Origin of the sequence: Hellea balneolensis DSM 19091 (assembly GCF_000428525.1) — a bacterium.
Taxonomy (GTDB): domain Bacteria; phylum Pseudomonadota; class Alphaproteobacteria; order Caulobacterales; family Maricaulaceae; genus Hellea; species Hellea balneolensis.
The window spans coordinates 849,443-872,972 of record NZ_AUAC01000002.1; the positions used below are offsets into that span (position 1 = coordinate 849,443).

At 49.7% G+C, this 23,530-nt stretch carries 17 protein-coding genes; 6 read left to right on the top strand and 11 right to left on the bottom strand.

All coding sequences use genetic code 11. The features are described 5' to 3' along the window. The first annotated feature begins 16 nt into the window (after positions 1–16). Both F569_RS0104240 and F569_RS0104245 read left to right on the top strand, forming a co-directional pair. Positions 17–2,884: a M16 family metallopeptidase gene (locus F569_RS0104240; RefSeq protein ID WP_026941185.1), complete on the top strand. Its 2,868-nt coding sequence runs from the start codon at positions 17–19 to the stop codon at positions 2,882–2,884. A 28-nt stretch (positions 2,885–2,912) separates the two neighbouring features. Next, complete coding sequence (locus F569_RS0104245) at positions 2,913–4,319, top strand: hypothetical protein (protein WP_026941186.1); 1,407 nt, start codon at positions 2,913–2,915, stop codon at positions 4,317–4,319. On the opposite strand, the gene F569_RS0104250 is transcribed toward F569_RS0104245, so the two are convergent. The 4 genes from F569_RS0104250 to dnaG form a co-directional block, all read right to left on the bottom strand. Continuing rightward, positions 4,316–4,978: a DUF2161 domain-containing phosphodiesterase gene (locus F569_RS0104250; protein ID WP_233353587.1), complete on the bottom strand. Its 663-nt coding sequence runs from the start codon at positions 4,976–4,978 to the stop codon at positions 4,316–4,318. The genes F569_RS0104245 and F569_RS0104250 overlap by 4 nt on opposite strands. A 77-nt stretch (positions 4,979–5,055) precedes the next feature. Continuing rightward, on the bottom strand, positions 5,056–5,610 hold the full coding sequence (locus F569_RS0104255; protein ID WP_026941188.1) for a hypothetical protein: 555 nt from the start codon (positions 5,608–5,610) through the stop codon (positions 5,056–5,058). Continuing rightward, a complete protein-coding gene (rpoD, locus tag F569_RS16415; protein WP_233353608.1) occupies positions 5,611–7,560 on the bottom strand; it encodes an RNA polymerase sigma factor RpoD in 1,950 nt (649 codons plus the stop codon). A gap of 284 nt (positions 7,561–7,844) precedes the next feature. Then, positions 7,845–9,665, bottom strand: coding sequence for a DNA primase (gene dnaG, locus F569_RS0104265; RefSeq protein ID WP_026941189.1), 1,821 nt, complete (start codon positions 9,663–9,665; stop codon positions 7,845–7,847). Positions 9,666–9,785: 120 nt separating this feature from the next. Here dnaG and F569_RS18750 point away from each other — a divergent pair, with 120 nt between their 5' ends. Together F569_RS18750 and clpB are read left to right on the top strand one after the other, a co-directional pair. After that, positions 9,786–10,532 carry a class I SAM-dependent methyltransferase gene (locus tag F569_RS18750; RefSeq protein WP_051279278.1) on the top strand — a complete coding sequence of 249 codons (747 nt, stop codon included), beginning with the start codon at positions 9,786–9,788 and terminating at the stop codon, positions 10,530–10,532. 127 nt (positions 10,533–10,659) lie between these two features. Continuing rightward, entirely contained in the window at positions 10,660–13,236 is a 2,577-nt protein-coding gene (gene clpB / locus F569_RS0104275) for an ATP-dependent chaperone ClpB (RefSeq protein ID WP_026941190.1), read from the top strand. Here clpB and F569_RS0104280 read toward each other — a convergent pair. Then, on the bottom strand, positions 13,233–14,435 hold the full coding sequence (locus F569_RS0104280) for an endonuclease/exonuclease/phosphatase family protein (protein WP_026941191.1): 1,203 nt from the start codon (positions 14,433–14,435) through the stop codon (positions 13,233–13,235). The two genes, clpB and F569_RS0104280, sit on opposite strands and share 4 nt — an antisense overlap. A 61-nt stretch (positions 14,436–14,496) precedes the next feature. After that, the gene (locus tag F569_RS0104285) at positions 14,497–14,958 is read right to left on the bottom strand and encodes a GatB/YqeY domain-containing protein (RefSeq protein WP_026941192.1); all 462 of its coding nucleotides are present in this window, start codon (positions 14,956–14,958) and stop codon (positions 14,497–14,499) included. A 219-nt stretch (positions 14,959–15,177) separates the two neighbouring features. Between F569_RS0104285 and carA the strand changes: the two genes are divergently transcribed. Beyond that, positions 15,178–16,356, top strand: a complete 1,179-nt coding sequence (carA, locus tag F569_RS0104290) for a glutamine-hydrolyzing carbamoyl-phosphate synthase small subunit (protein ID WP_026941193.1) — start codon at positions 15,178–15,180, stop codon at positions 16,354–16,356. On the opposite strand, the gene F569_RS0104295 is transcribed toward carA, so the two are convergent. The 4 genes from F569_RS0104295 to F569_RS0104310 form a co-directional block, all read right to left on the bottom strand. Further along, positions 16,353–16,730 carry a type II toxin-antitoxin system death-on-curing family toxin gene (locus F569_RS0104295; RefSeq protein ID WP_026941194.1) on the bottom strand — a complete coding sequence of 126 codons (378 nt, stop codon included), beginning with the start codon at positions 16,728–16,730 and terminating at the stop codon, positions 16,353–16,355. The two genes, carA and F569_RS0104295, sit on opposite strands and share 4 nt — an antisense overlap. Next, entirely contained in the window at positions 16,727–17,020 is a 294-nt protein-coding gene (locus F569_RS0104300) for a hypothetical protein (protein ID WP_051279280.1), read from the bottom strand. The genes F569_RS0104295 and F569_RS0104300 overlap by 4 nt, the downstream gene beginning before the upstream one ends. Positions 17,021–17,099: 79 nt before the next feature. Then, on the bottom strand, positions 17,100–18,128 hold the full coding sequence (locus F569_RS0104305) for an NAD-dependent epimerase/dehydratase family protein (protein ID WP_026941196.1): 1,029 nt from the start codon (positions 18,126–18,128) through the stop codon (positions 17,100–17,102). A gap of 17 nt (positions 18,129–18,145) precedes the next feature. Continuing rightward, on the bottom strand, positions 18,146–19,006 hold the full coding sequence (locus tag F569_RS0104310; protein WP_084168766.1) for a M48 family metallopeptidase: 861 nt from the start codon (positions 19,004–19,006) through the stop codon (positions 18,146–18,148). 148 nt (positions 19,007–19,154) lie between these two features. Between F569_RS0104310 and carB the strand changes: the two genes are divergently transcribed. Continuing rightward, entirely contained in the window at positions 19,155–22,451 is a 3,297-nt protein-coding gene (gene carB, locus F569_RS0104315) for a carbamoyl-phosphate synthase large subunit (protein ID WP_026941198.1), read from the top strand. Between the two features lie 2 nt (positions 22,452–22,453). On the opposite strand, the gene F569_RS0104320 is transcribed toward carB, so the two are convergent. Further along, positions 22,454–23,494, bottom strand: a complete 1,041-nt coding sequence (locus F569_RS0104320; protein ID WP_026941199.1) for a TadE/TadG family type IV pilus assembly protein — start codon at positions 23,492–23,494, stop codon at positions 22,454–22,456. Positions 23,495–23,530 lie beyond the last annotated feature (36 nt).

Consider the following 23,530-nt stretch of genomic DNA (forward strand, 5'->3'; position numbering starts at 1 on the left):
ATAGATAGGTGCCACTATGTCCTCTTTCATCCGTAATCTTTCTTTAGCCGCGAGTGCGCTCGCAGTTATAGCTTGCTCAGACAATAACGGAGAATCTTCTAAAAGTAACGATACGGCCACATCAACGCTAAGGGCCGAAGCAGCACTTGATATTAGCTATGAGAAATTTACGCTGGATAATGGATTGGACGTTATTTTTCACATTGATCGATCTGATCCAGTCGTCGCGATTAACTTAGCTGCCCATGTCGGTTCAGGCCGCGAGACGCCGGGGCGTACGGGCTTTGCGCATTTATTTGAACACCTTCTTTTCTTGGACTCAGAAAACCTTGGCTATGGCGGTCTCGATGAAATGAATACGCGTATTGGCGGCGAAGGTACAAATGGGTTCACCACGAATGACATGACCCAATATTTCCAAGCTGTCCCGAAAGACGCACTTGAAAAAATCATATGGGCGGAAGCCGATAAGCTCGGTTGGTTTATCAACACTGTTTCTCAGGATGTCGTGGATAATGAAAAACAAGTTGTCAAAAATGAAAAACGGCAACGCGTGGATAATCAGCCTTATGGCCATAACCTCTACATCGTGTCCAAAGCCCTTTATCCTGAAGGACATCCCTATAATTGGCAGGTCATTGGGTCTTTGGCAGATCTGGATGCAGCCACGCTTCAAGATGTAAAAGATTTTTATAAAAAATGGTATGTTCCTAATAATGTGACTGTCACAATTTCCGGCGATTTCGATAAATCGGAAGCCAAAGCCATGGTTGAAAAATATTTTGGCGAAATTCCGGGCGGAGACGATATCCCCCCTTATGATGCTAAGCCGGGATCACTCTCTGAGAGCCTGAATTTTTATCATGAAGATAATTTCGCTACGGTCCCGCAGCTTTCTCTCACCTGGCCTGCCGTTGAGCAATATCACCCGGATGCTTACGCGCTTGATATTTTGCTCAGTTACCTAACAGAAGGAAAGCGCGCTCCGCTGAATGAAGTCATGGTTGACGAGGACAAAGTCACATCAGATGTTTCTGGCTTTAACTATACCAAAGAAATTGCTGGTGAACTTTATCTTTTTATCTCTCCCAATGAGGGCGAAGATATTGACGGCTTGATGCCATCCCTAGCCAAAGGCTTTGCGCGCTTTGAGGAAAACGGCATTTCACAAGAAGATTTGAACCGCATTAAAGCAGGGATAGAAGTTGATTTTTACGGTAATGTTCAGAGCGCCTTAGGCAAAGCCATTCAACTGGCCGAGTATAATGTCTATACCGACAACCCCGGCTTCTACAAAAAAGACATTGCAAGCATCCAAGCTGTAACAACTGATGAGGTTATGCGAGTCTACAACAACTACATCAAAGATAAGCCGAGTATTGCCGTTAGCTTTACACCCATGGGTCAACCTGAACTTGCCTTAGAGGGCGCCGTAAAAGCCAATGTCGTCGAAGAAAAAATCGTGGCAGGTGAAGGCGCTGCACCTGACTTTGATCCGGCGGCGCGCATTCTTAGCGAAACAACACCTTCATCCTTTGACCGCACGATTGAGCCCGGTTTTGGCGAGGCCTATGATCTACCCAGCGCTGTCATTTGGCGCGATACATTTGGCAATGGTCTGCAAGTATATGGCATTCAATCTAACGAAACCCCTCTTATTAACTTCTCTCTGCGGCTTGACGCCGGACGCCAATATGGCTCTGTAGAAAAACCTGCCATCGCTGCTTTAACGGCAGACATGCTTGAAAAGGGCACGGTCAATAAGACCACGGCCGAAATGGAAGATGCTATTAAATCCTTGGGCTCCTCTATATCAGTTTCCAGTGGCAATAGCGGAACCTTTGTCAGCGGCACGACCCTAAAACGCAATTTCGAAGAGACAGTCAGCCTCGTCATGGAAATGCTCAATGAACCGCGCTGGGATGCAGAAGAGTTCGCACTTCTTAAAGCCAAGACGCTACAAAATATCACACAAGCCGAAGGCAATCCCAACGCTATATCCGCTCGCGAAAATGCGAAGCTAAATTACCCGGCGGATAACATTTATCATTACACTAATTACGGTCCCAAAGAAAAACTAGAAGGCGTCACACTTGACGATTTGAAAACCTTCCACAGTAACTATTACCAACTGAGTGATGCCAAACTGCGTATCGTTGGCGACTATGCACCGGGTGATGTAAAGAGATTATTTGGGGATGGCACCGCAGCTTCAGGGAGCGGCACAAAAACGATACCGGGCCTTGCGCGCCCTGTGACAGAGTCAAGGATATATTTTTACGATGTACCGGGCGCCAAGCAATCAGTTTTGCGTATTGAACGCCCGTCCCTCACGGCGACTGATGAAGATTATCCGCTAGCGGAAGCCATAAACTTCCCTCTAGGCGCCATCTATACATCTAAATTGATGTCGAAATTGCGCGTCGAAAAAGGATATACTTACGGAATCCGTTCGAGCTTTAACGGCTCTGAGGATCGCGGAACCTTTAACGTCCGCTCGTCAGTTCGTACTAATGTTACCAAAGACTCGATTGAACTTATACGAGATATTGTTGGCAATTACGGTAAAGACTTTACGCAGGAAGAACTCGATATCATGAAAGGGGCGTTACTACGCGGTCAGGCTCTCAAAAATGAAACTTTATCTGACAAGCTCAGCATGCTTGGTGAGGTCAGTGCCTATGGTTACGCTGATGATTACCGCGCTCAAAACGCCAAAGCAATTGAAGCCATGACCTTGGAGGATTTTAAATCCTTAGCCGCCAAATATTTTCGCCCCGATGCTATGAATTATTTGGTCGTAGGCGATGCCGATAGTCAAGCCGCAGGACTTTCAGATTTGGGTTATGGTGAACCAATTATGCTCAATGAAGACGGTAAATAATCCATTGTATGAATAAGAAGGTATTTCTATGAGTAAATCACTCTCCTCCGACTACCTTATTATCGGAAGCGGGGCCATGGGCATGGCCTTTGCCGACACGCTGTTGACGGAAACAAAGGCCAATATTATCATCGTTGATAGGTTCGCCAAGCCCGGGGGGCATTGGAATGTGGCTTATCCTTTTGTGACCTTGCATCAACCTTCAACTTTTTATGGCGTCAGTTCGCGGGAATTGAGCCAAGGATTGAAGGATCAAGTCGGATTGAACAAAGGACTAAATGATCTGGCATCCGGGCAAGATGTTTTGCGCTATTATGACGATGTGATGCGCCATCAATTCCTGCCCTCAGGCCGCGTGCAATATTTCCCGATGTGCGATTATAAGGGCGGCGGCAAATTCAAGAACAAGCTGAGCGGCGAGACCTTTGAAGTCAGCTATAAAAAGCTTGTCGATTGTACTTATTTAAAGACGCATGTGCCTTCAACCCATACGCCTAATTTTGAGATTACAGAGGGCGTGACCTTCATGCCGCTTAATGATTTACCCAAACTTACCCAAGCACCAGATATGTTTAACGTCATTGGCGGCGGAAAGACGGGCATAGACGCCCTGCTCTGGCTTTTGGAAATGGGCGTTAATCCAGATAAAATTCAATGGGTGATCTCGCGTGATGCCTGGCTGCTCGACCGCCAAAACACCCAACCGACTGCAGAATTTTTCAGCTCGACCATGGGCGCGCAAGCGGCGCAATTCGAATCCATCGCTAATGCCGAATCCGTGGAAGATATGTTCGACCGTCTCGAAGCTTCTGGCTATTTTGTACGCATCGACAAAAATGTCCGCCCTGAAATGTTCCACGGGGCAACCATAAGCCAAGCGGAGCTTATCGCGCTTCGCCAAATAAAGAATATTGTAAGGCTTGGCCATGTTACAAAAATAGAGCCTCATCTAATTACGCTCAAGAAGGGATCGGTGCCAAGCACGCCCGGAACGGTGCATATTGATTGCTCGGCCAGCGCTTTGAAAGCCGATCTGAAACCGACCCTCATCTTTGACAGCGATGTTATCACGCCTCAAATGGTGCGCTCATATCAACCAATATTTAGCGCCAGCCTTATTGCTCATGTTGAAGCAACGTTCCCCGATGATAACACTAAGAAGAATGATGTTTGCGGCGTCGTGCCTCTGCCCAATGCCGATATGGATTATATGAAAATGACGGCCGCTAATATGATGAACCAATATAAATGGAGCCAGAATTCCGAAATTAGCAATTGGCTGCTCAATAATCGCCTCGATGGCTTCTCGAAAATGGTGTCAGAAATTGGTGCAGATGAAACAGAGAAACGCGCCATCATGAAACGCCTGCGCAATAATGCTATGCCGGCCGTGATGAAATTGCAGAACTTTATTGCCCAAGCGGGTGCGGGTTAGCCCATCATTGACTTCACAGCTTCGGCATTGTCTTCGAGCGCCTTAGCCCCTTCGCGGGTCAGGCCATAAATCCCGCTCTCAATCCGCTCAAACCAGCCATAATGGTTATTCCGCATGAGGGTTGTCGCGGTCTCAACCCCTGCCATTTTCTTGACATAAGAGCCCTTACACGCGCCCTCATCATGCAGAACTTTCGCACAGCGCAGCGCGCCTTGGCGATAAGATGTCATCTGGCCGACAGAGGTCATCCCGCCCTCATTCGGATCGCCATGACGCCGCTCAAATTCAGAGAGTAATTTGATTTTTCGTTTCTTGATTTTGCGCGGCACAAAAGGCGCAGGCTCGCAATGCACGACGACTTTGCCCTCAGGCAGCTTGACCGTGATAAGACCAATCCCAAGGCGGCGACAGAGCATCTTATTGCGCCGAATAGCCACCATCGCCGCTTTCCCCGTTTTGCGCGGCACAGCAATATAAACCTGATCTGACATAGATTGACGATTAATCGCCTGATGAAAGAGTGAGAGTGTAAAGCCCGTCTTAAGCTCTACAATAACAGGCTCACATTCTTCTGAAGCGCCACGAGGAACAGCCACCAAATCCGCCGCGCCAACCTCGCCCTTAACCTCATAACCCAGCGCCGTGAAATAGGCTTTCACGGGGGCATAGAGCTGGGTTTCTTTTAGGGGAGTGGCGATGAGTTGGCCCTCATTTAGTTACAGTTGTGTTTAAGTTACTATTCAGGAAAAATAAAAGATCCCATTTTTTCAAGAACATTCGCCCCCGATGAGACGATAACTTCATATTCAAATTTGCTACAAAAACAGTCGATGGCAGTATCATGAAACGAAAAAATCAATCTAATATCTTTTGGAAACGCAAATTGATTTTCCAAAGTAGACTGTTTTAGAGGCCCTTCAACCTTCCAAACTCCATGTGATGGATATTCATTTGGAGGATATTCATTTAGTGAGTAATTGAAAAATGGACATAGATGGTCTGGTTGCGAAGTAACTCTTTGGCTAAATGAACTTAATCCAGTGACATAGAAAACTGCCATTTCATCAATATCTGCTTTTGGATTTCTAAGACGTGTAATTTCGCCATCCCAATCACCTTCCGATTCAAGATAGTAGGCAATAGAAAGCTTATGTTCACTAGCAAGAATTAATGGGGCTGGCGCTCCCCAATCCATATGTCTTAGTCCTTCAACGGGCTTTAATTTTGATAAAGGAATTCCAACATCAACTTCTGATTTGATATCTTTTTTCCCTTTAAACCCAAAAACCATTTACTGATCCAAGAAGCTCCGCAGCTTTCTACTCCGGCTTGGGTGCTTGAGCTTGCGCAGGGCCTTCGCTTCAATCTGCCTAATCCGTTCCCGCGTAACCGAAAACTGCTGACCGACTTCTTCGAGCGTGTGGTCCGTATTCATACCGATACCAAAGCGCATGCGCAGGACACGTTCTTCGCGCGGCGTGAGTGACGCGAGGACGCGCGTAGTTGTCTCGCGCAGGTTGGATTGTATGGCCGCATCAATCGGCAAAATAGCGTTATTATCTTCGATAAAGTCACCAAGTTGGCTATCTTCCTCATCACCAATCGGCGTTTCGAGTGAGATAGGCTCTTTGGCGATTTTCATGACCTTACGCACTTTTTCAAGCGGCATGGAAAGTTTCGCGGAGAGCTCTTCTGGTGTCGGCTCTCGGCCAATTTCGTGGAGGATTTGGCGCGATGTGCGGACAATCTTGTTGATCGTCTCAATCATATGCACTGGAATACGAATAGTACGGGCCTGGTCTGCGATAGAGCGCGTAATCGCTTGGCGAATCCACCACGTCGCATAGGTCGAAAATTTATAACCGCGGCGATATTCAAATTTATCTACCGCTTTCATGAGGCCAATATTGCCTTCTTGAATGAGATCAAGGAATTGCAGGCCGCGATTCGTATATTTCTTGGCGATTGAAATCACGAGGCGCAAATTCGCTTCGACCATTTCTTTTTTGGCCTGACGCGCTTCGCGCTCACCCTTTTGTACGGTTTGAACAATACGGCGAAACTCATCGACTGGCACACCCGTTTCTTGAGCAAGTTCCCCAATTTCTGCACGAATTTTCTCGATAGAAACCTTCTCGCGCTTGGCAAAACGATTCCAAGCGTCTGACGTATCGGCCATTTCTTCGAGCCAATTCGGGTTCAGTTCAGACCCTAAATAGCTATGAAGGAATTCAACACGCGGAACACCATTACCATCGGCCAAACGCATGAGGCGGCCTTCAAGGCTTATAAAGCGCTTATTAATCGCATAGAGCTGGTCAATTAGCGCATCGATACGGGCATTATTCAGATGGAGCGCTTTAATCTCTTCAATAATTTCCGTTTGGATTTGATCATATTCTTCGGCTTGCGGTTTGCGCAGCTTTTTTCCGTTCAGGCGTGCACGGATAAGCATTTGCTGGAGTTTTTGGAACCGCCCGAAATCTTGAGAAATCCGGTCGAGCTTGGCCATGATGTCTTCGCGGAGCGCCGCTTCCATATTGGCCATAGAGAGGTTTGTTTTATCCTCTTCTTCATCCTCATCATCATCAATGGGCTTCTCGCCCTCTTTATAATTGCGGTTAATTTCGATTTTGGTTTTACCATTATCGAATTTTTGCGCGAGATCTTCCTCGGTCGCTTCAAGCTCACCTTTTTCAATTTTCTCGCGGCGAACAGCCGCTTGAGAACGGTCTTCTTGGATATTACCGATGGCACGGTTATATGTCGTGTCCAGATCAATAATATCGCGAAGCAGAATACGGCCTTCTTCGAGTTCTTCGCGCCAGACCATAATCGCTTCAAAGGTTAGCGCAGACTCGCAAAGCCCTTTGATCATCGTATCGCGGCCGGCCTCAATCCGTTTGGCAATCGCGATTTCGCCCTCACGTGAGAGCAGTTCAACAACGCCCATTTCGCGCAGATACATGCGAACCGGGTCGTCTGTACGGTCAAGTTCTTCTTTGGAATTCCCGCCCTTAACGGCCGCTGTTTCCTTGCGCGCGAGGGTTTTGGAGCCGAGGGTTTCTTCCTCAACCTCTTCGATCACTGAAATACCAAGGTCAGAAAGCTGCGCCAATGCAACTTCGATATCCTCTGCAGAAATACCGTCAATCTTAATGTGCTTACCAAGCTCTTCCGTGGTCAACAAACCGGACTTTCGCGCAACCGCCAGCATGCGCTTGGTCTCGATATGCGTCATATCAAGCTTGTGCGTTAAAACGCGCGGCTTGGCGGCTTCGGCTTCTTTCAGCGCAAGCTCCCGTTCTGCTTCAGCAAGCTCTTCGGCTTTCTGTTTTGCAGTTTTACGTTTTGTCGGTTTCTTTGCGGCTGTCGTTTTTGCAGTCGTCTTAGTGGCGGCTTTGGCCATATGTATTACTCCGGCTAAAGGACAGATCTAAGCCCAACCCTTTAAAAATACGTTTAGCCCACTGCCTATAGCTAATATTTCCCTAAAGAAATATCTGCGAGGCAGAAGGCCTGAATCTACTTCCGGTCCCCTCGCGAGGCCCGCATGCGGCGCTTTAACGCGTCGCTATTATCACTGCGGATGGCGTCTGCCATCAAAGTTCTGGCCTCATCGCTGCCGTCGCCAGTCTGGTCTTGCCCGGTCAGGGCGTCGGCCTCTTTCATCCAGAGTGCCGTGCGTGTATCCAGCTGCGCGTCTGTGCCGCCCATGGCCGCCCTGATCAACAGACGGTCACGCGCGAATTCGCGGTGAAGTGTTTCCAAACCTTCGGCAGTTATATGGGCATTCAGCGCCGACTTTTCAACCGCTTTTGTGACTCGCCAATAAGAGAGCAGTGCGCGTTGCATTTGCGCGGCTTGAGGCGAAGCCAATTGCAGCTCAAAAAGTGTCTCATCCACACGTTCTAAGAGCCCCGGCCACTCCAAAATCGCTCCAATCAAGCGTTTTTCACGTGCGGCTTCTATCGCGCCGGACTGCATCGTCGCTTTAAGCGCAGGTGACGCCTTGCGAACGGGTGCCTTGTTCCAATTATTGCCGCCATAAGGTTTTCTTTGCCGCCCAAATTCAGCATCGAAACGATCAAGTAGGACAGTCTGATATTGTGACCTTACATCGTCATGCTGAATCTCTTTAAGCGCCGCAAAGATGCGAGACTTTAGCCCAGCTTTGGCCTCAGGCGAATTAAGCGGTTCGGCTTGCAGCTCGCGCTCCCACACCATATCCACGAGCGGAATTGCGCGGTTCAGCACCTCTTCCATCGCCCCTCGCCCTTTGGCTTTGATCAGATCATCAGGGTCTTGCCCATCCGGCAGCATGGCGAAACGCAAAGTTTGACCCGGGCGGATAAGCGGCAAAGCGCGTTCTACGGAGCGAAACGCCGCGCGTTGCCCCGCTTTATCGCCATCAAAACAGAGAATAGGTTCAGGCCCCGCCCGCCAGAGGAGTGCGAGCTGGTCCTCCGTCAACGCGGTGCCCATCGGCGCTACAGCATGTTCAAACCCTGCGCGGGAGAGCGCAATCACGTCCATATAGCCTTCGGCGACAATCATACCCCGCGCCCCGTTTTGCGGGTTGGAAATCGCCTTACGCGCACGGTGATAATTATAGAGCAGCTGACCCTTTTGGAATATCGGCGTTTCGGGCGAGTTCAGATATTTCGCCTTAGCCTCCTTATCCATCGCCCGACCGCCAAACGCCACCAAACGCCCTCGGGCATCATGGATAGGGAAGATGATGCGGTCACGGAAACGATCCCAAGGCTCGCGGCCTTTATCTTCGGGCTCCACAATAAGCCCCGCCTCAATCAGCATCTTAGCTGAGGCCCCTTGCTGCATCAGCTCATCTTTCAAGGCGCTAAAATGATTGGGCGCAAAGCCCATGCCGAAATTTTCCGCCGCTGTCTTGGTCAGGCCGCGCCCTTTAAGATAGTCTCTCGCCGCGCCGCCGACATCGCGGTAGAGCGATTTTTCAAAGAAAATCTGTGCCTGTTCCATCCAGCTTATGGTTTTTTTATTCCGCTTGGCCCGCTCTTCCGCCTTCGGGTCGGCCTTAGGCATTTCAACGCCCGCCATCTCGGCGAGGCGCTCCACCGCTTCGGGGAAAGACAGGCCTTCGACTTCCATAAAAAAGGAAATTGCGTCGCCATGTTTGCCGCTGGAAAAGCAGTGATAAAAGCCCTTCTCATCATTGACGAAAAAGCTTGGCGTCTTTTCATTCGTAAAAGGCGAGAGCCCCGCAAATTCACGGCCCTGACGCTTTAATTTCACATGGCGACCCACCACGTCCGACACTCGAACGCGGGTCTTAATCTCGTCCATGAAATTTTCACCAAACCGCATAGGCCCTATGTAGGGGTTAAGATGGCGATTAGCGAGTCGCGCCTGTGGATAAAGTCTTGTGCATAGCTGCTACCCGGAGCAATCACTTCCCGTAATGGCATAGTTTTGTTATGAACCTGTATGAGTAATGCAACGAGTTTTGGGAAGCAGTCCGCTACCTATGCCAAAGGCCGACCCGGCTATCCATCTTCCCTTTATGATTGGGTCGTTAAAAACAGCCCCGACAGGCAAACTGTCTGGGATGTAGGATGCGGGTCAGGTCAAGCCACACTAAGCCTTGCAAACTATTTTGAACGGGTACATGCCACTGACATTTCAGACGCTCAAATTCAAGCAACACCAGCTCATCCGAACATTGAGTATTCTGCGGCGGAGGCGCATGAAAGTGGCTTACCGGGTAATTGGGCAGACGCTATTACTGCGGCAACAGCTGTGCACTGGTTCGCAAATCAACAGTTTTGGGAAGAAGTGATGCGGGTGGCAAAGTCTGGCGGCTTATTTTGCGCATGGACCTATCAACTCCCTATTGCTGCGACTGATATTATGCGAGATTTTCTGACACCTGTCTTTGATCTCATTGACCCTTATTGGGCGAGAGGTAACCGCATTTGCATGGCCGGTTATGATGCAGAAAATTTAAATTGTCCCTTAACTGAAATTGAGACACCCAACCTAAATGCTGACTATGAATGGACTGCACTGCAACTCGCAGATTTCGCGCAAAGTTGGTCGGCCCATCTTCGTGCACGAGAGGATTGTCATGCAGAAGGGCTTAAAAAACTTAGAGATGATTTTTTAAAGCGTTTTGACGATCAAAAGATTACCATCTCTCTGCCGCTCAGCATTTTCGCGGCGCGGATAGATTAAACCCCAAGTCGCGCCTGTAGATAAATTCCTGTGCAGCCTTGCCCCCTTGAACACGGGGAATAAATTCCTATCTGGGGTTTTGACCTTGAGCAAAACTAGCTCTGATTAAAATTCTAGGAGGGATATCTTGGATATTCAATCTTATACGCAACGCGCGCGCAGCGTTATTCAAGGCGCGCAATCCGAGGCGGTCACGCGTGACCATCAACAGCTGACATCCCTGCATATTATGTCAGGCTTGACGGCGGAAGATGGCGGCTTGCCTGTGAAATTGATGCAGATGGCGGGCGCGAATATTGCGGCGCTAGACGGGACGCTTGAGACGGCGCTCGGTAAGCTTCCTAAAGTTGAGGGCGGATCGGGCTTAACGCTCTCTACCTCTGCGGCCAAGACATTTGCCAATGTGGAGAAATCCGCCAAGGCCGCAGGTGACGCCTTTGTCACGACTGAGCGCTTGCTGCTGGCGACTGTTTTGAACGCGGATAAAGAATTGAAAGCTGTTCTGAGCAGCATTGGCCTCGACGAGTTCCGCCTCACCGACGCCATTAAGTCCGTGCGTACGGAAGGCCCTGTCACCTCTGATTCTGCCGAGGATCAATATGAGGCGCTGTCCAAATATGCGCGTGACCTGACCGAGGCGGCGCGAGCGGGTAAGCTCGACCCTGTCATTGGACGGGATGAGGAAATCCGCCGCACTATGCAGGTGCTCTCACGCCGCTCCAAGAATAACCCGCTCCTCATCGGGGAACCGGGCGTGGGTAAAACCGCCATTGCCGAAGGTCTCGCCAACCGAATTGTGTCGGGTGATGTACCGGAGTCTATCAAGGGTAAACGCTTGCTTGCACTGGATATGGGCGCGTTAATTGCGGGCGCGAAATATCGCGGCGAATTTGAGGAACGCTTGAAAGCGGTGCTGAAAGAAATTGAGACCGCTAATGGCGAAATTATTCTCTTTATTGACGAAATCCACACCCTTGTCGGGGCGGGTAAAGGCGACGGCGCGATGGATGCCGCCAACCTGCTTAAGCCTGCCCTTGCGCGGGGTGAGCTTCACTGTGTCGGCGCAACCACATTGGATGAATATCGCAAGCATTTGGAAAAAGACGCGGCCTTGGCCCGCCGTTTCCTGACCGTTTTTGTCACCGAACCCACCGTCGAAGACACGGTGTCTATCTTGCGCGGGTTAAAGGAAAAATACGAAGTCCATCACGGCATTCGGATTTCCGACGGCGCGATTGTGTCTGCCGCGCAGCTCTCTAACCGTTATATCACCGATCGTTTTCTGCCCGATAAAGCTATCGATTTAATGGACGAAGCGGCCAGCCGCCTGCGTATGCAAGTGGATAGTAAACCCGAAGCCCTCGACGAAATTGACCGTCGCCTCGTGCAGCTAAAAATCGAAGTCGAAGCCCTGAAAAAGGAAAAAGACAAAGCCTCCAAAGAGCGCCTGAAAAAGCGCAATGCCGAGATTGAAGATCTGGAAGGTCAGTCTTCTGAAATGACGGCGGAATGGCAAGCAGAAAAAGCCAAGCTCGCAGGCGCAACGGACGTCAAAGAAAAGCTCGAACAAGCCCGTTTTGAACTCCAAGATGCGGTGCGGCGCGGGGATTATGCCCTCGCTGGAAAGCTTCAGCATGAAGATATCCCCGCCATGGAAGAGCAGATGGAAAAGTTGGAAGACGCCAATGATGACGCCTCCTCTTTGGCGTCCGAAACCGTCACCTCGGAAACTATCGCCGCCGTCGTCTCGCGCTGGACAGGCGTGCCTGTTGAGAAAATGCTCGAAGGTGAGCGCGAAAAGCTCCTCTCTATGGAGGAGGTTTTAGGTGCGCGTGTGGTCGGGCAGGAAAAGGCCGTGACCGCTGTGTCCGATGCCGTTCGCCGCGCACGCGCAGGTCTGCGCGATCCTGCGCGGCCCATTGGCAGCTTCATGTTCCTCGGGCCAACAGGTGTGGGTAAGACTGAGCTGACCAAAGCCCTCGCCTCATTTATGTTTGATGATGATAGCGCCATCACCCGCATGGACATGTCCGAATATATGGAGAAACATTCCGTGGCTCGCCTCATCGGGGCTCCTCCTGGTTATGTCGGCTATGATGAAGGCGGGGCGCTGACCGAGGCTGTCCGCCGCCGCCCCTATCAAGTCGTACTCTTTGACGAGATCGAAAAAGCGCATCCAGATGTGTTTAATGTGTTGCTGCAAGTGCTCGATGATGGCCGCCTGACAGACGGCCAAGGCCGCACCGTGGATTTTCGTAATACGCTCATCATTATGACATCTAATATCGGGGCGCAGCATCTGCTCAACCTCGCGGATGGTGATAATGTCAATGCGGCGCGGGTCGGCGTGATGGCCGAAGTCAACGCGCATTTCCGCCCTGAGTTCTTAAACCGCCTCGACGAAATCCTGCTGTTCGAGCGGCTAAAGCCCGAACATATGGGCGCGATTGTCGATATTCAGATGAAACGCCTGCAAGGCTGGCTGAAAGACAAGCAAATCGTCCTAGAGCTCACAGATGCCGCCCGCACATGGATTGGCGAGCAAGGCTATGATCCGTCTTATGGTGCACGTCCGCTCAAACGCGTCATTCAGAAAAATGTGCAGGATGAGCTGGCGAGGGAGATTTTGGCGGGACGTGTGCAGGATGGCGCAAAGATTAAAGTGAATGTTGAGAAGGGTAAGATAAAGCTGACCAGCTCCTAACTGGTAAGTGCTTCTTCTTGGATAGTGTCGAGATAATCTTCTGCCAAATCGACTTTGAAGGACGACCATAGCAGCTGATGATCTGACATCTGGTTTTTAAACCGATAACGATTGAAATAGGCCCGCATTTGATCTCGACTGCGGGTCTTTTTCTTTATTTTGCCATTTACATAACCGTCTTTGACCACATCAATATAATGGTCGGCATCTTCGGGGCGGAAGACAGATTTTCTAAAGTTAAAAGCATTACTGACGCGATGCTCTATACGCTCATCTTTTAAGCGGTGCGCGATTTGGTCGTAATAACCCACAGTTTTGCCCAAGGTCGTTGGCAGGTCTTTAATATTATCAGGGACTTTGAAACCGTTATCGAGCAAGGCCTTCATCGTCTCGTGCTCGGGTGAAACAATATTGAAATCACCGAGGAGTATGTAATTAGCCGCGCTCGGAACCGTATCCCAGCCCTTATCGCGCAGTCTTTTCTTTTCCTCGCGGCGCTCTTTATCTTGCCGCTTTTTGAAAAATTTGGCGAGTTCGGCAATTTCCGCGCGGCGCAGATCCATATAAGTGCCTTTAATCTCATCAAAGTCAGCCTCGGTCATATCGTCAGGTTTCTTGGGATCATCGCCGAAATAAATATGCACGGTGCAGAGTTTAAATTGAAACCAACCGCATTGAAAACCAACTAAAAAAGGAGAACGCGCAAATTGTTGATGGCGGTCAAAGACATCAACGTGGTCTAGCTTTGCTGCGCCGACAATGGTCTGACCATCCGGCAACACAATCTCCCCTGCGAGGCGCGAGAAACGAACTTTGCCTTTCCGGTATAGGAAGGCCATACGCTCACTATTACCCAGTCCGTCACCTGAACTATCCGTAACGATATAATCCCATTCATCACCCAGATAGTCGTCCACCAAATCTTCGAGTTGAGTCATGTCAGTTTTGACTTCTTGTACCGCAACCAAATCGAAATGATCTATAATTTCCGCAATGTAGAGCATAGCGTCAGTATTTCGCCATGACGCACCACTACCTCCAAAATGCATTAAGTTCCATGTCGCAAGCCGTAGGTCATGTTCATCGGTCTGGTCACTAACTTCGGACTTTAATTGCTCACGCAGGGCTTTTAGCCGTTCGGCCACATGAACGCGGTGATCTTTATTATTGATCGTCCGTAACTTCCAATATTGTGCCATAAACGCCCCCGCTTAAGTGAGCGCATCACATAACACACTTTAGACGTGAAAGATAGGTGCCCTAGCTACACAAATGCCCTTTAACGACCGCGCCGACCTTACCCATATCCAAACGTCCCGCATAATCGCTCTTTAAGCGGCCCATGACTTTGCCCATATCTTTCAAGCCTGTCGCGCCGCTCTCTTCGATGACTTTGGCTACAGCGGCCTTCATATCCTCTTCTGAGAGCGGTTGAGGCATGAATTCTCGGACGATTTCAATTTCAGTTCGCTCACGCTCCGCGAGTTCAGGGCGGCCATTATCTTCATAGGTTTTGGCGCTTTCCTCGCGCTGTTTGACCATTTTTTGGAGTAGGCTGAGGATTTCGCTGTCCTCAATCCCTTTACAGCGATCTTCTGCGCGGGCGGCGATGTCACGATCTTTGATAGCGGCAGAGACTAATCGCAGTGTCGAAACACGGATTTTGTCTCCGGCCTTCATCGCTGTTTTTGTGCTCTCCATGATAGAATCACGTAAGGCCATATGTTCGTCCCATAAGTTATGGCCGCAGCGATTATACGCTATTGGCCCGAAACAAACAGTCACCCCCGGGACTGTCGGTAAGGAATTAGACGTCTATAGACGGAAAAAAGGCCTATTGCCAAGACTCTGTGCTATTTGCCTCTTGTATCCTTTATTGCCCTCGCTAAAAGACCGTTCAGCTATCCAACCGGCTTATTTAGAGAGCGAGGACGGGGATTTATGACTGTGAAAACCGAAAATCAAGGCCTTAATGCCAAAGAAACACAGCTCGCCACTGGTGCACTGATTTTAGCCACAGGAGATGTCTTTTACGGTCAAGGCTGCGGTGCAATTGGCGAGGCTGTTGGCGAGGTTTGCTTTAATACAGCCATGACGGGCTATCAGGAAATTCTGACAGACCCCTCCTATACAGACCAGATTATATGCTTCACCTTTCCGCATATCGGCAATACTGGCACGAATAGCGAAGACGAGGAGGCTTCTACAAAACGCGCTGAGAATGCGGCGCGTGGCGCGATATTTAAAGCGCCCATTACACCCTCCTCTAGCTGGCGTTCTGAAAATGAACTTGGTGATTGGCTGAAAACGCGCGGCATTATCGGGCTGTCAGGTATCGATACACGCGCGCTCACCGCCTTTATCCGTGATAATGGTATGCCCAATGGCGTGATTACTCATGCGCCTGACGGGAAGTTCGATATAGATGCCCTCGCCGCCAAAGCGCGCGGTTGGAATGGTCTGGTCGGCGCGGACCTAGCCAAAGCTGTGGCAACAGAAGAAAGTTTCGACTGGCGCGAGGCTCGCTGGGTTTGGCCTGAAGGGTATGAAAATAAAGACGGCATCAAGTCGGTTGTGGTCATTGATTACGGCGTGAAACGGAACATTCTAAGAAATCTCGTCACCGCAGGTATGAAAGTTACAGTCGTGCCGCCAACCACAGCGGCTGATGATATCCTCGCCCTTAATCCTGACGGCGTAGTCCTATCCAATGGCCCGGGTGACCCTGCGGCAACGGGCGAATATGCGATACCAGTGATACAAAAGTTGGTCGCGGCAGATAAGCCTGTTCTCGGTATCTGCCTCGGCCATCAAATGCTGGCTCTGGCCCTCGGCGCGAAGACAGTGAAAATGGAACAAGGCCATCACGGCGCGAACCATCCTGTTAAAGACTACACGACCAATAAAGTCGAAATTGTCTCGATGAATCACGGCTTTGCAGTGGATCAGAAAAGTCTGCCCGACACGGTTGAGGAAACCCATGTTAGCCTGTTTGACGGCTCTAATTGCGGCATCCGCCTGAAAGGCAAACCCGTCTTCTCCGTCCAACACCACCCTGAAGCCAGCCCCGGCCCGCAGGATAGTTTCTATCTGTTTGAGAGATTTGCTGACGCGCTTTAGATTACGCGGGTATTTTCGCGCAACCATGCGTCGAGATTTTTGAAAGTGACATCATTCGCATCAAACAGGCCATAAATAAAATCTGTCGTCTGATCATCCGTGGCGCTACACTCAATCCCGTTTACGTCAAGAAACAGAAGCGTGACGTTAAGCGCCGTCCTTTTATTCCCATCAACAAAAGGATGGTTTTGCATAAAACTTTCCCACAGCGCGGCGGCTTCTTCGATTATATCTTTATAGTATCCTGTTTGCGGTCTAAAAAGCGCGGATTCAAGTTGACCCATATCGCGAATACCTGGCGCACCGCCGAATAATCGTAACTGCATATCGTGCAAGGCCAGAACATCATCAATCTCCGGATACCATCGGCTCATTTTGCGAGGGCTTCAAAGGTTTTTGCATATTTCTTGAGAATCCGGTCTTGAGCCGCCTTAACCTCAGGCCGCATGACATAGCCTTGTTTCTCTTTGAGCATCATCTCGACCGCTTCTTCGAGGACAGATTGAATCTGACGGCCTTCCGATTTAGCATATTCTCGCAATCGGCGGAGCAAATCCGCATCCATCTGCGTGGCAAATTTTTGGCGTTCATGTGCAAAAGGCACAGCAGATTCTTTTGCCTGTTTTGCAGGTGTGGCAGTTTGTTTATAGTCACGATCAGTCATGGCATAATCCTTTCGGACTACATCTTAAAGTATAATATCACCTTTTGTCAAGAATTATCATGACAAAACTAGCTGTTATCTAGTTAAGCCGCACAGATCCGCTGGCAATCAAGCTCTCAGAACCCGCTAAGATAGCCTCCCTCGCGGGTCGCGGCAGAACATGCGTCATCGTGCTGACATAGGCAGCATCCGCCTCGTGGAAAGTTCCAAGCTCCGCAAGCAGAGCTTTAACAGAGTCGTCAAACAACGCGATTATCCGCAATACAAAGCTCGGCATCTCGCCTTTTGGCAAGCCTTTTAAGTCAGGATATTCAGCCCTTAAAGTAGCTGCAATATCTTTGAACCAAAGCGATTCTCCTGTAGCAAATAATCTGCGTCCTCCCGCCTCTTTTGAAGTCATCGCAGCCACATGAATGGCGGCGCAATCGCGCACATCTATCAAAGGCACGCCCACTTTGGGTACGCGGGGAAACTTTCCAATCATCATAGCCTTTAGCAGACCAAGCGACGCCCCTGCATTACCATAGGTATCAGGTCCGAATACGACCCCGGGACAAATCGTAGTAAGTTTTTCTTTAAGGCCTTGCGCCTCTACATAAGCCCAAGCAGATTTTTCCGCGCGCGTTTTAGAAATAGGATAGGACGTCATGGGTTTCCAATCCGGATCCGACCAATCATCCTCGGTCAAAATCATTTTAGCGCCCTTACCCGGTTGCCCCATCATCGCGGCTATTGACGAGGTCAGTACAATGCGTTCTGCCCCCGCAGAAAAGCCGCGCTCCAAGACACGTTGTGCTCCGGCACGTGCCTCGGGGACCAAAGCCTCACGCTCTTTGGGGGCCTCATGTGGCAAGGGAGAGGCGATATGCTGAATATAGCGGCAATCTTTTACGGCATCTGCCCAACCCGTATCTGCGCCGAGATCAGCTTCGACAAGTTCTAGCCGCGAGACATCAGCGCCATTCGCCTCTAGCGCATCGACAATCTTTTGCCCTTTGACCTTGTTGCGTACCGTCCCCCGAACGGCATAGCCTTTGGCAAGCAATCGCTCTGCAACATGCGAGCCGATAAAGCCGGATACTCCTGTAACGAGGACGCGATCTGTCATAGAAATCCCTTTATGTGTTATCTGATTTTATTCGGACAGGATTTATTATAAATCTCTATCGCCTCAGGCATCCGGTTTTTGAAATCATTGACGCGCGTTTCAGGTGATGGGTGAGTGGATTGAAATTCTGGAGGCGTTGCGCCGCCAGCCGCGCCCATACGCTCCCAAAGCTTTGGCGCTTCACGGGGGTCATAACAGGCCCGCGCCATCAGCACGAGACCAATATAATCCGCCTCGGATTCATGTTTGCGCGAAAACGGCAATGCAAAGCCATATTGGCTGATACCGCCAAAGACGCCCATAACCGCGCGCTGGGCCCCGATATCCATCCCCCCTGCACCCATCGACACACCTGCACCGACAATACGCTGCATATTTTGCTGCGCCATACGCTCTGCGCCATGATGAGCCAATGCGTGCGCGACTTCGTGGCCCATAACAACAGCCAGACCGTCTTCATTTTCGGCAATAGGAATAAGCCCCGTATAAACGGCAGTATAGCCCCCCGGCAGCGCAAAGGCATTAGCTTGCTCTGACTCAATAACATTGAATTGCCAGTCAAAGCCCGGATCAGAGTCTGACGCAGCTCTTGCAATGCGCACACCAATTTCACGAACAGCGTCAAGCACGGGTCCGCTTGTCACGAGGTTTTGGCGATTATCACTTAGGATTTGCTGATAACTTTGTAGTCCTAACTGCATTTCAGCCGCAGGTTTCATAGTTCTTAGCTGCTTACGACCTGTGTAAGGCACTGTTTTTTGATTGGCGAAATAATAAATCGCAGCGCCCACAGCAAACACCAACATGAGTTGCCAGCGAAAGCCCCCACGCCGTCTTCGTATTCCCCCTGTACGTCTATTCATCGTACGATAAACCATGTTTCACCCTCTGGAATTTTCTTTAAGCATAACACAGATTCTTTGAGTGGGAATAGTTGCATTTTCATCTCCAAAACTATAGGGGGGGACAATTTGGCTTTTCTGGCCAGATTCGAACATGTTTCGCAGCTATTTGAGGCCCTTTCGCATGCCAAAAAGAACCGATATCCAATCAATTCTTATTATCGGGGCGGGGCCTATTGTTATTGGGCAAGCCTGCGAATTTGACTATTCAGGGGTCCAAGCGTGTAAAGCCCTGAAAGATGAAGGCTACCGCGTCATCCTCGTAAATTCCAACCCCGCCACAATTATGACTGATCCTGGCATGGCTGATGCGACCTATGTTGAGCCGATAACCCCCGAAATCGTCGAAAAAATTATCGCGATTGAAAAACCTGATGCTCTGCTACCGACAATGGGCGGGCAGACAGCGCTCAATACGGCCTTAGCCCTTGAGCAAATGGGCGTTCTTGAAAAATACGGCGTCGAGATGATTGGCGCCAAAGCGGATGTGATTGACAAAGCTGAGAGCCGTGAGCGCTTTGCTGCGGCCATGACGAAAATCGGCCTTGAAAACCCGCGCGCCACAATTATCACAGCTCCGGTAGACGAGAATGGCGAGGCCAATATCGCTGAGGGTGTGGCTGAGGCCGTGCGTAAACTCCCTGAAACTGGGCTACCCGCCATTATCCGCCCCGCCTTTACGATGGGCGGAACAGGCGGCGGCGTCGCCTATAATCAAGAAGAGTTCGAAGAAATTGTCCGCTCAGGTTTGGCCGCCTCTCCTACGAATGAGGTTCTTGTCGATGAGAGCCTCTTAGGATGGAAAGAATATGAGATGGAGGTTGTTCGCGACAAAGCTGATAACTGCATTATCATCTGCGCAATTGAGAATATTGACCCTATGGGTGTGCATACTGGCGACTCCATCACTGTTGCCCCTGCCCTCACACTGACGGATAAAGAATATCAAGTCATGCGGGACGCCTCTATTGCCGTGCTGCGCGAAATTGGTGTGGAGACGGGCGGCTCTAATGTGCAATTCGGGATGAACCCCAAAGATGGCCGCATGGTCGTCATTGAAAAGAACCCGCGTGTATCCCGTTCATCGGCTCTGGCGTCCAAAGCTACAGGTTTTCCTATTGCTAAGATCGCAGCGAAACTCGCCGTAGGTTACACATTGGACGAGCTGGACAATGATATCACAGGCGCAACACCTGCCGCCTTTGAACCGACGATTGACTATGTCGTCACAAAAATCCCGCGCTTTGCTTTTGAAAAATTCCCGGGTGCAGAACCTGTATTAACGACCGCTATGCGCTCTGTGGGAGAAGCCATGGCCATTGGACGCACATTTTCAGAAAGCCTGCAAAAAGCCCTACGCTCTCTTGAAACTGACCTGACAGGATTAAACGATATTATTCTCGATCCAGAAGGCACCATGTCTGAGGACGAGCTTAAAAATGCCATGAAAGCACGGCTTTCCATCCTTGCGCCCGACCGGCTTTTAGTGATCGCGCAAGCTTTCCGCCAAGGCTTTAAACTTAAAAAGATTTTCCAATATACAGGTATTGACCCCTGGTTCCTGCGCCAAATTCGTGACCTCGTAAAAGCTGAAGACTGGCTGAAAGAGAACGGTCTCCCTAAAAACGAAGCTGAATGGCGGGCTATTAAATCCGATGGTTTTGCAGATGCCCGCATAGCAGAATTGACTGGAAAAACTGAAGCTGCCGTGCGCAAAGCACGTCACGCATCTGGCATTCGGCCTGTCTATAAACGCGTTGATACCTGCGCGGCGGAGTTCCAAGCCAAAACACCTTATATGTATTCCACCTATGAAGTGCCAAGTTTTGGCGGAAAAGTTGAGTGCGAATCGCGGGTCTCAAGCCGTGATAAAGTGATTATCCTCGGCGGCGGGCCGAACCGTATCGGCCAAGGTATTGAATTTGACTATTGCTGCTGCCACGCGGCTTATGCGCTGGATGATATCGATATTGAGAGTATTATGGTCAATTGTAATCCTGAGACAGTCTCTACGGATTATGACACCTCTGACCGTTTGTATTTTGAACCGTTGACAGAAGAAGATGTGCTTGAACTCATCATGACTGAGAAACAGTCTGGCAACCTTAAGGGAGTCATCGTTCAATTTGGCGGTCAAACACCGCTAAAACTCGCCGAGGCGCTGGAAGCTAACGGCATTCCGCTGCTTGGTACAAAGCGCGACGCACTCGACCGTGCCGAAGACCGCGAACGTTTTAAGGCTTTGGTTGAGAAGCTGGGCTTAAAACAACCAAATAATGCCATTGCACGTAATGCCAAAGAATCCGCCCAAGCCTCTAAGACTGTTGGCTATCCGCTCGTTCTTCGCCCGTCTAATGTTCTGGGCGGACGCGGCATGGAAATTGTAGATAACGATACAGAGCTTAACCGCTATATCAACGAGGCTGTCAAAGTCTCAGGTAAATCCCCGCTCCTGATTGATCAATATTTGCGAGACGCAATCGAAGTGGATGTGGACGTTATATGTGACGGCGAAGAAGTCTATGTTGCCGGCATCATGGAACACATCGAAGAAGCCGGTGTGCATTCCGGAGACTCGGCCTGTTCTCTGCCGCCCTATACGCTTTCTGAGGACATCGTGGCTGAGCTTGGCCGCCAAGCCAAACTCCTCGCATTAGAACTCGGCGTTGTCGGCCTTATGAACACCCAATTTGCGGTTAAGGATGATATTGTTTACCTGATCGAAGTTAATCCGAGGGCGTCACGCACCGTCCCCTTTGTGGCCAAAGCCATTGGGCAGCCTATCGCTAATATTGCCGCCAAAGTTATGGCCGGGATGAAGCTGTCTGAATTTGATTTGTCCGTGAAACCGCAGAAACATATCGCTGTCAAAGAGGCCGTCTTCCCTTTTGCGCGCTTCCCCGGCGTGGACACGGTGCTTGGCCCCGAAATGCGCTCAACAGGCGAGGTTATGGGCCTGGCTGAAAGTTTTGGTATGGCCTTTGCCAAGAGCCAGCTTGGTGGCGGAGTGACACTTCCTGAGAGCGGAAAGGTCTTCATCTCTGTAAGAGAGGCCCATAAACCCATTATGGCAAAGCTCGCAAAAGAGCTGATTGATCTCGGCTTCTCAATCTTAGCCACAGGCGGGACAACAAAATATCTCCGCGCGCAGGGCTTGGAGGTAGAATATGTCAAAAAATATCACGAAGGCCGCCCCAACATCATTGATGCAATGAAGAATGGTGAGGTCGCCTTGGTCTTTAACACCACGAGCGGCAAGCAATCGCTCAAAGACAGTTTCAGCCTTCGCCGCACAGCCCTCACGCAGAAAATTCCCTATTTCACAACAGCCGCCGCCGCCCGCGCCAGTGTCGAGGCGATTAAAGAACTCGCCAAAGGCGATTACGATGTGGAGAGTTTACAGAGCATTGCAGCGGGGTAAAATTAGCGCTTGATCCTTACGGTCGCTTCTCCGAGTTGTTGGCCTATAACCTCGAAATTCTCTTTAAGTTTTTTCGCATTTTTACTTTTGAAAGCGAGTTTCTTTTCAGATGCACAGTCTTCTAACAGATCTTCACCCTTTTTTGGAGCTGCAAAGGCTACCGTATATATAGTATAGCCCCTATCTTTTGCGTCCTCGCAGAAATCAATGGTATCAATGTCGGATTGAGGATCGTTATTATCTCCATCTGTCATAAAGATTAAATGACCCGACCATTTATCATCTGTCTTGGTGGTATCCTTGGCAATAAGTTCATTTATTGCGAAGCGTACTGATGGCGTTGAATTAGTGCCTCCGAACGCTACAAAAAGCGGATCAGAACTCATCGTATTCAAAATATGCTGATAACCTGGGCGATCCGTATCATTTATGATAATATCGGTGTTATAAGTCGAAAATGACGTCGTCAAAGCCGCACTAAGAAGAGTTGGGTTTTCAGAAGCGTCGAACATAGCTTGAAATAGATCTCCTGTGGCCTGTTCCAAAGCTTCAATTTTAATCTGACCATCGGTTGTCGTCAGACCCATAGATCCAGACGTATCGAACGCAAATGCGATCGATATAGGCGGAACATAATCAATCGCGTAGCCAACGGTAGATGAAGCTGTAACGTCGGTCTCCTTATGCCCGAAAATATGCATAAGAAAGTAGTCTGTCTTAGCCGCGACAGTAACTGTAACTTCTTTGGCACTGTCGTCGAAAACAATACTGACATTATCTCGAACTTCAATTTTGTTTCCTTTTTGCAAAACATTTTCATCAAAGTGCTCTTTTGATTTTTCCATTCTTACGCCATTTGTCTCTCGCGCAACAAGCGCTGCCGCTAATGCAGTGCTATCTGCAATGTCAGCAACTTTCTGCTGGTTTGACAGCATCTGAGAGACATCCACGGCTAAACCCACACCGCCCAATAACACCATCAGGACTACGGAAAATAGAATAGCGACATTACCTTTTTCATCGCTTTTGAATGATCGCAACATAATCAACCCCATTAATCACGAAGTTTTATGTTATCA

Excerpts from the sequence above, each read along its gene's own strand:
- F569_RS0104240 (WP_026941185.1), top strand. The coding sequence starts at position 17 with ATGTCCTCTTTCATCCGTAATCTTTCTTTAGCCGCGAGTGCGCTCGCA.
- F569_RS0104245 (WP_026941186.1), top strand. The coding sequence starts at position 2,913 with ATGAGTAAATCACTCTCCTCCGACTACCTTATTATCGGAAGCGGGGCC.
- F569_RS0104255 (WP_026941188.1), bottom strand. The coding sequence starts at position 5,610 with ATGGTTTTTGGGTTTAAAGGGAAAAAAGATATCAAATCAGAAGTTGAT.
- rpoD (WP_233353608.1), bottom strand. The coding sequence starts at position 7,560 with ATGACGCATATCGAGACCAAGCGCATGCTGGCGGTTGCGCGAAAGTCC.
- dnaG (WP_026941189.1), bottom strand. The coding sequence starts at position 9,665 with ATGCGGTTTGGTGAAAATTTCATGGACGAGATTAAGACCCGCGTTCGA.
- F569_RS18750 (WP_051279278.1), top strand. The coding sequence starts at position 9,786 with ATGAGTAATGCAACGAGTTTTGGGAAGCAGTCCGCTACCTATGCCAAA.
- F569_RS0104280 (WP_026941191.1), bottom strand. The coding sequence starts at position 14,435 with ATGGCACAATATTGGAAGTTACGGACGATCAATAATAAAGATCACCGC.
- F569_RS0104285 (WP_026941192.1), bottom strand. The coding sequence starts at position 14,958 with ATGGCCTTACGTGATTCTATCATGGAGAGCACAAAAACAGCGATGAAG.
- carA (WP_026941193.1), top strand. The coding sequence starts at position 15,178 with ATGACTGTGAAAACCGAAAATCAAGGCCTTAATGCCAAAGAAACACAG.
- F569_RS0104295 (WP_026941194.1), bottom strand. The coding sequence starts at position 16,730 with ATGAGCCGATGGTATCCGGAGATTGATGATGTTCTGGCCTTGCACGAT.
- F569_RS0104300 (WP_051279280.1), bottom strand. The coding sequence starts at position 17,020 with ATGACTGATCGTGACTATAAACAAACTGCCACACCTGCAAAACAGGCA.
- F569_RS0104305 (WP_026941196.1), bottom strand. The coding sequence starts at position 18,128 with ATGACAGATCGCGTCCTCGTTACAGGAGTATCCGGCTTTATCGGCTCG.
- F569_RS0104310 (WP_084168766.1), bottom strand. The coding sequence starts at position 19,006 with ATGGTTTATCGTACGATGAATAGACGTACAGGGGGAATACGAAGACGG.
- carB (WP_026941198.1), top strand. The coding sequence starts at position 19,155 with ATGCCAAAAAGAACCGATATCCAATCAATTCTTATTATCGGGGCGGGG.
- F569_RS0104320 (WP_026941199.1), bottom strand. The coding sequence starts at position 23,494 with ATGTTGCGATCATTCAAAAGCGATGAAAAAGGTAATGTCGCTATTCTA.